General features: G+C 25.5%; 8 protein-coding genes. 7 read left to right on the top strand and 1 reads right to left on the bottom strand.

Annotated features, from left to right (window positions below; genetic code table 11):
- Nucleotides 1-31: 31 nt before the first annotated feature.
- Entirely contained in the window at nt 32-1,558 is a 1,527-nt protein-coding gene (locus tag EV215_RS05140; RefSeq protein WP_134112933.1) for a carboxypeptidase-like regulatory domain-containing protein, read from the bottom strand.
- Nucleotides 1,559-1,660: 102 nt separating this feature from the next.
- On the opposite strand from EV215_RS05140, the gene EV215_RS05135 reads away from it, so the two are divergent.
- The 7 genes from EV215_RS05135 to nifJ all read left to right on the top strand — a co-directional run bounded on the left by EV215_RS05135 (nt 1,661) and on the right by nifJ (nt 13,124).
- Nucleotides 1,661-4,009, top strand: a complete 2,349-nt coding sequence (locus EV215_RS05135; protein ID WP_134112932.1) for an ATP-binding protein — start codon at nt 1,661-1,663, stop codon at nt 4,007-4,009.
- A 159-nt stretch (nt 4,010-4,168) separates the two neighbouring features.
- Nucleotides 4,169-5,314 carry a four-carbon acid sugar kinase family protein gene (locus EV215_RS05130; RefSeq protein WP_134112931.1) on the top strand — a complete coding sequence of 382 codons (1,146 nt, stop codon included), beginning with the start codon at nt 4,169-4,171 and terminating at the stop codon, nt 5,312-5,314.
- A gap of 37 nt (nt 5,315-5,351) precedes the next feature.
- The gene (locus EV215_RS05125; RefSeq protein WP_134112930.1) at nt 5,352-5,591 is read left to right on the top strand and encodes a hypothetical protein; all 240 of its coding nucleotides are present in this window, start codon (nt 5,352-5,354) and stop codon (nt 5,589-5,591) included.
- 135 nt (nt 5,592-5,726) lie between these two features.
- Nucleotides 5,727-6,974 (top strand): signal recognition particle-docking protein FtsY, encoded by a 1,248-nt coding sequence (gene ftsY, locus EV215_RS05120; protein ID WP_134112929.1) that lies wholly within the window; start codon nt 5,727-5,729, stop codon nt 6,972-6,974.
- Nucleotides 6,975-7,153: 179 nt separating this feature from the next.
- Nucleotides 7,154-8,164 carry a phosphate acetyltransferase gene (gene pta / locus EV215_RS05115; protein ID WP_134112928.1) on the top strand — a complete coding sequence of 337 codons (1,011 nt, stop codon included), beginning with the start codon at nt 7,154-7,156 and terminating at the stop codon, nt 8,162-8,164.
- A 20-nt stretch (nt 8,165-8,184) separates the two neighbouring features.
- On the top strand, nt 8,185-9,369 hold the full coding sequence (locus tag EV215_RS05110) for an acetate/propionate family kinase (protein ID WP_134112927.1): 1,185 nt from the start codon (nt 8,185-8,187) through the stop codon (nt 9,367-9,369).
- A 191-nt stretch (nt 9,370-9,560) separates the two neighbouring features.
- Nucleotides 9,561-13,124 carry a pyruvate:ferredoxin (flavodoxin) oxidoreductase gene (nifJ, locus tag EV215_RS05105; RefSeq protein ID WP_134112926.1) on the top strand — a complete coding sequence of 1,188 codons (3,564 nt, stop codon included), beginning with the start codon at nt 9,561-9,563 and terminating at the stop codon, nt 13,122-13,124.
- The last annotated feature ends 27 nt before the right edge of the window (nt 13,125-13,151 follow it).

The following is a 13,151-nucleotide window of genomic DNA, read 5'->3' as shown; positions in this document are numbered from 1 at the left end:
TATAAAATCTTTCCAAAATTTTGGAAAGATTTTATAATTTAATTTTTAAATATATTTTATTTTCATTAGTTAAACTTAAAATGTTTTTATAATTGTATTCTGGAATAGAGATTTCAAGAGAATTGATATTTGGATCAATATCTAGATAAATCAAGCTATTACTATCAGGTAGATATTTTTTATTATTAATATATACAGGTTTATAAAATTTTTCAGGGAATTCTAGAATTAATTTTTTATAATTATAATTATAAAAAATATTAAATTCTTTATCGCTTTCATCAGTTAAAAAGATATCTTTAGATGTAAAAATATCTTTATTTAAAGAGTTTTTTATAATGATTTTATATGATTCGAAAAGTGGTAAATTTTCAAAGATATAAAATCCATTTTTATTTGTAGTAGTGGTAGCGATATGTTTATTATCTTTATATAAAAATATATTTACATTACTTGCATATTCAGAATTTGCAATAACTCTTCCCTTTAAATTACTTACTTTTTTCTCTAATTTTATATAAAGGTTTTCGATAGAAGAATAATTTTTAATATTTTTAATAATACCATTAGTTAAATAACCATTTTTTGTTATTTTTAATATATTTATTCCTGAAGGAACTTTTACTTTGAAAAAACCTTTATCGTTAGAATAAATAGAAAAAGAGTTAATACTGTTATTTATATTTATAAGAGCATTATTAATGGGGTTATTTTTTTCGTCAATTATATAGCCAGAAATATAACCACCTAATTCTTTTAATGATAATTCTAAATTTTGGATATTATTTTTTACTGATAATTTTATATTATTACTTTTATAACCAATTTTTTCAATTGAGATTGTATAATCATTTTTAGGAAGTTCTATATAAAAATTACCTGTTATATTTGAAAATGTTTCAAAATTATTGTTATTAATATCAGTAAATGTTATTTTAGCACCACCAATATAATAGTTATTTGATTTTACAATACCTTTAACTAAAAGAGTATTCTTTTTCATTGAAAACAACAAAAAAGGTTTAGTATTTTCATTTATAATAATATTTTTATAAATAATAGAATTGTAAGAATTGATAATTTTCACGTCATATATATTTGGTAATATATCAATACTAATAGGCGAGTTATGATAATCAAAGCTATAAATTAATTTATTATCATTATAAAAATTTATGATGCTATTAAATGAAAAATTATTTAAATTCATACTATCTAAAAAATAATAATTATTGTTATTATCATATTTTAAACCAACAAATAATTTTTTTGAATTCATATTTTTTTTAATAAGCATTATATTTATATTATTAGTGTTATTTGAAACAAATATTTTTTTATTAATATATCCATTTTTTGAAATAGAAACAAAAAATTCATTATTAGGGATTTCTACTTTTAAATAACCATTAAAATCAGTTGAATAATAAGTATTATCAATAATAATACTTGCAGCAGAAATAGGTGAATAGTTTTCATTAAAAACATAAATATTATATTCTTTTGCAAATAAAAAAATATTTATTATAAAAAAGAGGATAAAAATATTTTTTTTCATTAAAAAAACCTCCGTATTGTACTTTCAAAAAAAATTATGGTATAATTTATTTGATAAATTAGTTTATCATTTTTTCTATTTATTATCAAGGAGGAACCTTGTATGAAGGTGAGTATAAAAAGTAAATTTTCGATAATTATTATTTTTACAAGTATTTTATCGTTAATTTTTGCTTATTTAATTTCAAGTGAAGTTATTTATAGAAATTTAGAACAAGAAAATAAAAGTAAAATAGAAGAAAAAATTAATTATATACAATATGAATTATATGAATTCAAAGAAAATTTTAGACGTGAAACTGAAATGATGTCTAAAAATATTGACCTTATTAGATTATTAAATAAAGCAGATATTGGATATAATATAAGAAAAGAAGAGTATAATAATCTTTATAATTATTATAATACTCTCACAAGTAATTATAAAAATTTTGATATAGCTATATATAGTAGTAAACAAGATTTAATATTTACTAAAGGATTTAAAAAAAATGAAAAAATAGATTTTAATGAAGAAGGAATAAGATATAAAAAATTAGGAAATGACTTATACATATATTCTATTGTATCTATAGATATGAATAAATATATGGGAACTATTGTATATAGATACAAGATATCAGAAAAAGAGATTTATAGATATAAAAATATTTTTGTAACAGAAGTGATTTTATTTGACAAAAATAAAGTAATAAAAGGGACCTTAAAAAAGGATAGTATACTTCAATTTAGAAAGGATAATTATTTAGAAATTGGAGAAAAAATATATTTTTATAAATTAATAGATATTGAAAATATAGATAGTTTAAAGTGGTTATTTCTTTTTGACGTAACTAAATTATTTAGTGATATACAAAAAATAACAAGTTATCTTTTTATTGCTATGTTTTTAGTATTTTCTCTTATATTTTTAATTTCTACAACAATGCTAAATCTTGTAGTAGATTCAATAAAGGAACTTACTAATAAAATAAATTCATTAAAAGAGGGGAATCTTGATATTAACTTGGGGAAATTAAAACTATCTGGAGATGAAATAGGTATACTTGCCAGAGATTTTGAAGCAATGACAATAACTTTAAGAGATAAAATAAATGAATTAGAAGAAGCAAATAATAATAATAAACATTATTCTCAAAGATTAGAATTAATGAATAAAGAGATGAAAGAAACTCAAAAGAAAATGCAGGAAAAAAATGAAAATATTGATAGAATAAATAAATTATTAAATAATAGAATATCAGAGATAACAAATATATATTATTTAATTGTAAATGTTTCAAAATATATTATAGATGATAATTTTTATGAAATTGTAATAAAAGGAATTAGGGAAGGACTTATTCTTAGAAAAGTAGCTATTTATATAGTAAAAGAAGAAAGTAAAGATATAGTTTTAACTAAAAGCTTTGGAATAGGCAATCCACCAGATATTTTAGAAATTTGGGATTATATTGATTATATAAAAAAAAGAGATATAGTTTTAGCTAGTGATATTATTGATTTATCTTATTATAAAGAATTTAAAGAACCTTATGTTGTACCATTATTTAGTGAAAAAAGTGAATCAAAAGATTTATACGGTATTTTATTAGTAGATGATGGAAAAAAATTAGAACAAGAAACAAAAAAATCTCTTATTACATATGTAAAAACAATTTTATTAGCACTTGAAAATAGAAAATTATATTTAAAACTTATTAAAGAAAATCAAAAATTAGAAGAAGCAACAAAGGAACTTCAAAAATCAGAAAAAACTAAAAATGTATTTATGGCAAATGTAAGCCATGAATTAAAAATACCTCTTGTACCAATAAAAGGATATACTGAACTTTTGCTTGCAGGGAAAATAGGTAAATTAACAATAAAACAAAGAAAAGCTTTAAAAACATCTTTGAATAATATAGAAAGATTACAAGAAATAATAGAAAATATTATAAGTTATAGTCGAATTGAAAGTGGTAAGTATGAACTTTTAAATACGAAACTTTATTTAATTGATGTAATAGAAGAAGTATTAATGCGACTAGAAAATGTAATAGAAGAAGATAGAGTAATAGTAAGAAAAAATTATAAGACAGAAAACCCTATTATTTATGGAGATCAAGAAGCAATAAAACAAATATTTGTAAATCTTATATCAAACTCTTTAAAATTTTCTAAAAAAGATAGACTAATAATAGATATAATTATAAGTGAAGAAGGAGAAAAATATAAAATAATTTTAAAAGATAATGGAATGGGAATGGCAAAAGATAAAGTTAAAGAGATACTTAAAAGTTTTAGACAACTAGAAGAAGGAAATACTAGAAAATATAGAGGATTAGGATTAGGACTTACAGTAGTAGATAAAATTCTTTCAACATATAATGAAAATATAAATATAATAAGCGAAATAAATAATGGAACAGAAGTATATTTTTATTTTAGAAAATATATAGATAATAAATAAAAATCTCTATTTTATTAGGGATTTTTTTATTTTGTCGATAATAAAAAAGATAGATTTAATAAGTAGTATAAAAGAGTATTTATAAAAAAAAATTATTGCTATGGAATTTAGGATTTATTTTGATTAAATAAAATAATTTTACTATTTAGGAGGACAAAATTGAAAGTATCAGTAATTGCAGATGATTTTACAGGTGCTAATGATATAGGGATTCAATTGAAAAAATATGGATTGAAAGTAATAACTAAAACATATGATTCTAAAATTAGTATAAAAAGTGATGTAGAAATAATATCTACTGAAAGTAGAAATATTGATAAAAAAAAGGCATATGAAAGAGTAAAAAAAAGCTTTATGGAACTAAAAAATAGCGAGAAATTTTTTAAAAAAATCGATTCTACTTTGAGAGGAAATATAAAAGAAGAATTAAAAGCTATTCAAGAAAATATAAATAAACAAGAAAAAATATTAGTTATAGTAGGATTTCCAAATACTAATAGAAAAATTATAAATGGAAAACATTATATTAAAGATATACCACTTCATTTAACAGAATTTAAAAATGATCCCTATTTTCCTATTAAAACTAATGATTTATTAGAATATTTTGAAGGAGAAATTATAAAAATAAATGATATCAGAAGTAATAGACAAGAAAAATTAAAAGAAAAAATTAAAAGTATAAAATCACAAATTATTATTTTTGACACAGAAAATAATAATGATTTGGACATAATAGCTAAAACAATTATTGAATTAAAATTAGATAAATATATAGTAGGATCATCAGGAATTATGGAATATTTAATGAAATATTGGGGGTATAAAAGACCACAAATAGCAATAATATCAGGCTCTTGTAATGCTAAAAATATTGAACAAATTAAAGTATTAGAATCAAATAATAATATAGAAGTTATAGATGTTGATTTTACTAAAAAAAATATAGATATAGAAAAGAAAAAATATAAAAATGATATTTTGATTAGGAGTATAAAAAATATAAGAGATTATAATAAAGCAAAAGAAAATTATAAAGTAGTTGAAATAACGGATATTTTTACAGATATATCAAAGAAAATAATTGAAGAGAATAATATAAAAAATTTAATAATAAGCGGTGGAGAAATAAGTATTAATATATTAAAAAAAATGAGTATAGATTATTTAGAAGTAATAAAAGAGATAGAACCAGGAATAGCTTATTTAAAATATAAAGAATATAATATAATTACAAAACCAGGTGGATTTGGGAGTGAAAAATTTTATAAAAAAGCTTATGAATTTATGAAAAGTTTCCGATAAATAATAGTGTATAATATCTATTATTGAGGTGAGTAAAATGAAAAAAATAAAATGGGAACTTTTTATATTTATATTAATGATAATGTATTCTAAAAATGTAAATCTATATGCTGAAAATAATTTTAATACAATAGGAATTAGTAATAAAATATATGAAAAAATAATTAATTTTGTTAGTATGATTTCTACTTTAGATTTTATATATTTTATATTGGGAGTTTTAGCATTTAGTATATTTATATTATTTTCATTAGAACTTAACATTATAAAAAAATAAAATAATTAAAAACATTAATTAGTCGTTAAAAATAACGACTAATTTTTTTATCTTAATATATTTAGTTTTCTTGAAATACGCTATAAAATATGGTATTATTTTTTGGTATGTAAAAAATAAAAAGGAGTGGTATTTATGTTTAAAAAAATAAAAAAAATTTTTAAAAAAGAAAAAGAAATAGATAAAGAAATTAAAGAAGAATTAGAAAAAATTAAAGAATTTGAGGAAGTACATGAAAAAGTAGAAGAAACAATAAAAAAATTAGAAGAAGAAAAAACTGAATTTGAAGATTTAAAAGAAAAAGTTCAAGAGTTAGATAAAAAATTAGAAGAAGAAAAAGCAAATGAAGTATTTGAAAAATTAGAAAAAGAAAAAGAGATAAGAGAAACAGAAACAAAAATAATGGCAGAAAAAGAATTAGTAGAAAAAAAAGAGAATGAATTAGAAGAAAGAGCGAAAAAAAAAGGAATATTTGGCTCATTAAAAGAAAAATTATTTAGAAGTGTATCTAAAGATGGTTTATTTGGAAAAATTAAAACATTATTTAGTGGAAGAAGTATAATAGATGAAGAAATGTATGAAGAATTAGAAGATCTTCTTATTCAATCAGATATAGGAATGGATATGACACTTAAAATAGTAAAAAAATTAGAAGAAAAAGTAAAAGAATTAAAAATAAAAGAGCCAGAAAAGGTATATGATATATTAAAAGAAGTAATGAAAGAGTTTTTAATAAGAGAAGATACAGAATTAAAATTAGATAGAAAAGGTTTAAATGTTATATTAGTAGTAGGAGTAAATGGAGTAGGGAAAACAACTACAATTGGTAAATTAGCTTCAAAATTTGTAAAAGAAGGAAAAAAAGTAGTAATTGGAGCAGGAGATACATTTAGAGCAGCAGCAATAGAACAATTAGAAGAGTGGGCAAAGAGAGCAAATGCAGAAATAATAAAACACTCACAAGGGGCAGATCCAGGAGCAGTAGTATTTGATACGTTAAAAGCAGCAGAAAATAGAGAAGCAGACATAGCAATAATAGATACTGCAGGAAGGCTTCATAATAAAAATAATTTAATGGTAGAACTTGAAAAAATAAATAAAATTATAAAAAAACATCTTGGAGAAGGGGTTTTTTATGAAAGTTTGCTAGTTATAGATGGAACAACGGGACAAAATGGACTAACTCAAGCAAAAGTATTTAATGAAGTTACAGATCTTACTGGATTTGTAGTAACAAAATTAGATGGGACAGCAAAAGGAGGAATTATATTTTCAGTATCAGAAGAAATCAAAAAACCAATTAAATTTATTGGGGTAGGAGAAGGAATAGAAGATTTAAGAAAATTTAATGTAGACGAATATATAAATGCAATTTTTGAATAAATTTTAACAAATATAGTAAAGTATGCATAAACTAATATAAAAATAATATGTTTTGTATGTTATTGGTTTATATAATATATATTATATAAAAAAAGCTAAAAAAATAACAAAAGACTTTGAAAATATATATAAAATGTGTTAAAATTTACTTAACAAGTTTTAAATTGAGGAGGTAAATAATGGGAATTATTGAACAAATTAGAAGTAAGGCTAAAGCTGAATTAAAAACTATAGTTTTACCTGAAACTAATGATGAAAGAGTAGTAAAAGCAGCAGCAAAAGTTTTGGAGGAAAAATTAGCAAAATTAATCTTAATAGGAGAAGAGACAACTATTAAATCAAAAGCTTCTGAATTAAATATAAATATAGAGGGAGCAGAAATAGTAAATCCTAAAAATTATTCAAAGTTAGATAAATATATAGCAGAATTTGTAAAACTTAGAGAAAAAAAGGGAATGACAGAACAAATAGCTAGGCAAGTACTGGAAAATGATCCTAGATTTTTTGGTGCAATGATGGTAAGAATGGGAGATGCAGATGGAATGGTAGCAGGTTCTGATTCTCCAACTGCAGATGTTCTTAGAGCAGCAATTCAAGTAATAGGGACAAAACCAGGATTAAGAACAGTATCATCATGTTTTGTTATGGTATTACCAAAAGAAAGCGAGCCAGCAAAACTTTATGGAAAAGACGGAGTACTTATTTTTTCTGATTGTGGAGTTGTACCAAATCCAACACCAGAACAATTAGCAGATATAGCTACTTCAGCAGCAGCTTCAGCAAGATCAATAGTAGGAATGGAACCAAAAGTTGCATTACTATCTTTTTCGACAAAAGGAAGTGCAAAACATGAAGATGTAGATAAAGTAATTGAAGCAGGAGAAATACTTAAAAATAGAGCTGTAAATTTTGAATTTGAGGAAGAATTACAAGCAGATGCAGCAATTGTACCAGCAATAGCATCTAAAAAAGCGCCTGATTCAAAAGTAGCAGGAAAAGCAAATGTATTAGTATTTCCTGATCTTTCAGCTGGAAATATAGGATATAAATTAGTACAAAGACTTGCAAATGCAGATGCATATGGCCCATTATTACAAGGATTAGCAAAACCAGTAAATGATCTTTCTAGAGGATGTAGTGTACAGGATATAGTTGATATAGTTGCGATTACATCAGCTCAAGCAGAATAATAAAAGGAGAGGATTTTTTTATGAAAGTATTAGTATTAAATAGCGGGAGTTCATCTCTTAAATATCAAGTAGTTGACATGCTAAAAGAAGAAGCGATAGCAGAAGGTATATGTGAAAGAATAGGGTTAGAAAAGTCTCAAATGAAGTATAAGGCGAATGGGAAAAAAGAGGAAATACTTCATGATATGCCTACACATAAAGAAGCAATAGATTTAGTCTTGAAAACATTACAAGGTGAAAATGGGGTAATAAAATCAATTGAAGAAATAGATGCGATAGGACATAGAGTAGTACATGGAGGAGAAAAATTCGATAAATCAGTAATAGTAACTAAAGAAATATTAAAAGAAATACAAAATTTATCAAGTTTAGCACCACTTCATAATCCAGCAAATGCATTAGGAATAGAAGTATGTATGGAACTTATGCCAGATAAGAAAAATGTAGCTGTATTTGATACTGCATTTCATCAAACAATGACAAGAGAAGCGTATATGTATGCATTACCTTATGAGGACTATGAAGATTTAAAAGTAAGAAAATATGGATTCCATGGTACATCTCATTATTTTGTATCACAAGAAGCTGCAAAAGTATTAAATAATCCAGAAGCAAAAGTAATAGTATGTCATCTAGGAAATGGTGCATCTATATCAGCTGTAAAAGCAGGAAAATGTATAGAAACATCAATGGGACTTACACCTTTACAAGGACTTATGATGGGAACTAGATGTGGGGATATTGATCCAGCAGCAGTTCTTTATGTGATGGAAAAAAGAGGACTTACAGCAAAAGAAATGGATACAAGAATGAACAAAAAGTCTGGGATATTAGGAGTATTTGGATCTAGCTCAGATTTTAGAGATTTATCAAAAGCGATAGAAGAAGGAAATGAAAGAGCGAAAACAGCTTATGAAATGTTTGTTCATAGAATAAAATCATATATAGGTTCATATGCGGCAGCACTTAATGGAGTAGATGCAATATGCTTTACTGCAGGAATAGGTGAAAATGCAAGTAAGGTAAGAGAAGATGTATGTAAAGGATTAACATATTTAGGTATAGATTTTAATAGTGAAGAAAACTCTACTAGAAAAGATGGAATTCAAGAATTAACAAAAGAAGGGTCAAAAGTAAAAGTGTTTAAAATACCTACAAATGAAGAATTAGTAATCGCAAAAGATACATATTCATTAGTAAAATAATCACATATTAATATAAAATATAAAAATTAGCATTGAAGTTATAAAAAATATATAAATAAAAAATTAACAAAACATATGATTTTGTTTGACAAAAGTTAATAAATGCTGTATAACTATAGTGTATGCGTTTAATCATAATTAACATAAAATAATGATGTCAGTTTAATAAAATTATTAGGAGGGAATAGTAAATGGCAAAAAAAATGCAAACTATGGATGGTAACCAAGCTGCTGCATATGCGTCTTATGCATTTACAGAAGTAGCGGGAATTTATCCAATTACACCATCTTCACCAATGGCTGAATATACTGATTTATGGGCGTCACAAGGTAAGAAAAACTTATTTGGAGTACCTGTAAAAGTAGTAGAAATGCAATCAGAAGGAGGAGCAGCAGGAACTGTTCACGGATCATTACAAGCTGGAGCATTAACAACAACTTATACAGCGTCACAAGGATTATTATTAAAAATACCTAACATGTATAAAATAGCTGGAGAATTATTACCAGGAGTTATTCATGTATCAGCTAGATCATTATCTGCACAAGCATTATCTATTTTTGGAGATCATTCAGATATTTACTCAGCTAGACAAACAGGATTTGCTATGCTAGCAAGTGGATCTGTACAAGAAGTAATGGACCTTGCAGGAGTAGCTCATTTGGCTGCTATAAAATCAAGAGTACCTTTTATGCATTTCTTTGATGGATTTAGAACATCACATGAAATTCAAAAAGTTGAAGTGATGGATTATGAAGTATTTGATAAACTATTAGATAGAGAAGCTGTAAAAAGATTTAGAAATTCAGCATTAAATCCTGAGCATCCAGTAACTAGAGGAACAGCTCAAAATGATGACATTTACTTCCAAACAAGAGAAGCTCAAAATAAATTTTATGATGCAGTACCAGCAATAGTTGCTGAATATATGGTTGAAATTTCAAAAGTAACAGGAAGAGATTATAAACCATTTACATATTATGGAGCAGAAGATGCTACAGATATAATTGTAGCTATGGGTTCTGTGACTCAAACTATAAAAGAAACAATTGACTACTTAGTATCTAAAGGTGAAAAAGTAGGATTATTAAATGTACATTTATATAGACCATTCTCAGCAGAATATTTTATGAATGTATTACCTAGTACAGTAAAAAGAATAGCTGTATTAGACAGAACAAAAGAACCAGGAGCAATGGGTGAACCATTATATTTAGATGTAAGAAACTTATTCTATGAAAAAGAAAATGCTCCATTAATCGTAGGTGGAAGATATGGACTATCTTCAAAAGATACTACACCAGCACAAATTATAGCTGTATATGATAATTTAAAATTAGAAAATCCTAAAAATGGATTTACAATAGGTATTGTAGATGATGTTACTAATACTTCGTTAGAAATTAAAGATGAAATATCTGTTGTACCAGAAGATGTAAAAGAATGTTTATTCTATGGATTAGGTTCAGATGGTACAGTTGGAGCTAATAAAAACTCTATTAAAATAATAGGAGATAAAACAGATTTATATGCTCAAGGATATTTTGCATATGATTCTAAAAAATCAGGTGGAGTTACTAGATCACATTTAAGATTTGGTAAAGATCCAATAAGATCTACTTATTTAGTATCAAATCCTCATTTTGTAGCATGTTCAGTGCCTGCATACTTAGGAAAATATGATATGTTAAGTGGACTAAGAAAAGGTGGAACTTTCTTATTAAACTGTATTTGGGATAAAGATGAAGTTGTAAATTATTTACCAAATTCTGTTAAAAAAATATTAGCTGAAAAAGAAGCTAAATTCTATATAATCAATGCAACTAAACTTGCTGAAGAAATAGGATTAGGACATAGAACTAATACAATAATGCAAGCAGCTTTCTTTAAGTTATCAGAAGTAATACCTTTTGCTGAAGCACAAGAATATATGAAAGAATATGCTAAAAAATCATATGCTAAAAAAGGTGAAGATATAGTAAAAATGAACTATGAAGCTATTGATAGAGGAGCTGGCGAAGTAGTAGAAGTAACTGTTGATTCATCTTGGGAAGATTTATCTATTGAAGAAGCTTCATGTGGAACAGATACAGCATGTAGACCAAAACCAGAATTTGTATCTAAAATAGCTGATCCAATAAATGCTATAAAAGGTGATAGTTTACCAGTATCTGCATTTAATGGATACGAAGATGGAACATTTGAAAATGGAACTACTGCATATGAAAAAAGAGGAGTTGCAGTTAATGTACCTCATTGGGTAAAAGAAAACTGTATACAATGTAATCAATGTTCTTATGTATGTCCTCATGCAGTAATTAGACCATTCTTAATAGATGAAAAAGAATTAGCAAATGCACCAGAGGGTGTAAAAGAAAATACAATAAAACCAATTGGAAAAGGATTAGAAGGATTAGAATATAAAATCCAAATTTCACCATTAGATTGTACTGGATGTGGATCTTGTGCTAATGTATGTCCAGCACCAAAAGGTAAAGCATTAGAAATGAGACCTATCGGTGGCGAAGTAGAAGCAGGAGAACAAGTAAATGCTGATTACTTATTTAATGAAGTTACTTATAAAGATGATAAAATGCCTAAAACAACAGTTAAAGGGTCACAATTTGCACAACCATTATTTGAATTCCATGGAGCATGTGCTGGATGTGGTGAAACTCCTTATATTAAATTAATAACTCAATTATTTGGAGATAGAATGATGGTAGCAAATGCTACAGGATGTTCTTCAATTTATGGTGGTTCTGCACCAGCTACTCCATATTGTAAAAATGCTAATGGAGAAGGACCAGCTTGGGCATCTTCATTATTTGAAGACAATGCTGAATTTGGATATGGAATGCATGTAGCAAGTGAAACATTAAGAAATAGAATAGAAGTTGTAATGGAAACTACAATGGATAAAGTACCAGCAGAAGTAGCTGATCTTTATAAAGAATGGATTTCTAATAGAAATAACGGTGAAAAAACAAAAGAAATACAAAATAAATTACTTCCATTATTAGAAGGAGCAGATTTTGAAGGAGCAGAGGAAATCTTATCATTAAAAGATCATATTGTTAAAAAATCACAATGGATCTTTGGTGGAGATGGATGGGCTTATGATATTGGTTATGGTGGACTTGATCATGTATTAGCTTCTGGAGACGATATTAATATTTTAGTAATGGATACAGAAGTTTACTCAAATACCGGTGGACAAGCATCAAAAGCATCTCCTACAGGTGCAGTTGCTAAATTTGCTGCATCAGGAATGCCAGTACAGAAAAAAGATCTAGCAGCTATAGCTATGTCTTACGGATATATCTATGTAGCTCAAGTATCTATGGGAGCGAACCAAGCTCAATATTTAAAAGCTATAAGAGAAGCTGAAGCTTATCCAGGACCAAGTTTAATAATAGCTTATTCTCCATGTATTAACCATGGAATAAGAAAAGGTATGGGTAAATCTCAAACTGAGGAAAAATTAGCTACAGAATGTGGATATTGGCCATTATTCAGATATAATCCATTATTAGAAAAAGAAGGAAAAAATCCTTTACAAATAGATTCAAAAGAACCAGTATGGGATAAATATGATGAATTCTTAATGGGAGAAGTAAGATATGCTACATTAATGGCTTCAAATCCTGAAAGAGCAAAAGAATTATTTGCTAGAAATAAAGAAGAAGCTGCAAGAAAATGGAGACAATATCAAAGATTAGCTTCATTAGATTTTACAACAGAAAAAAAATAATTTAATATAAAAAGGAGTGCTAATAGC

This window comes from Hypnocyclicus thermotrophus, assembly GCF_004365575.1.
GTDB lineage: Bacteria > Fusobacteriota > Fusobacteriia > Fusobacteriales > Fusobacteriaceae > Hypnocyclicus > Hypnocyclicus thermotrophus.
This window is presented reverse-complemented; position numbering and strand designations above follow the sequence as displayed.

What these genes read in the sequence shown, in the direction of transcription:
- EV215_RS05140 (WP_134112933.1), bottom strand. Translation starts at nt 1,558, where the DNA reads ATGAAAAAAAATATTTTTATCCTCTTTTTTATAATAAATATTTTTTTA.
- EV215_RS05135 (WP_134112932.1), top strand. Translation starts at nt 1,661, where the DNA reads ATGAAGGTGAGTATAAAAAGTAAATTTTCGATAATTATTATTTTTACA.
- EV215_RS05125 (WP_134112930.1), top strand. Translation starts at nt 5,352, where the DNA reads ATGAAAAAAATAAAATGGGAACTTTTTATATTTATATTAATGATAATG.
- ftsY (WP_134112929.1), top strand. Translation starts at nt 5,727, where the DNA reads ATGTTTAAAAAAATAAAAAAAATTTTTAAAAAAGAAAAAGAAATAGAT.
- pta (WP_134112928.1), top strand. Translation starts at nt 7,154, where the DNA reads ATGGGAATTATTGAACAAATTAGAAGTAAGGCTAAAGCTGAATTAAAA.
- EV215_RS05110 (WP_134112927.1), top strand. Translation starts at nt 8,185, where the DNA reads ATGAAAGTATTAGTATTAAATAGCGGGAGTTCATCTCTTAAATATCAA.
- nifJ (WP_134112926.1), top strand. Translation starts at nt 9,561, where the DNA reads ATGGCAAAAAAAATGCAAACTATGGATGGTAACCAAGCTGCTGCATAT.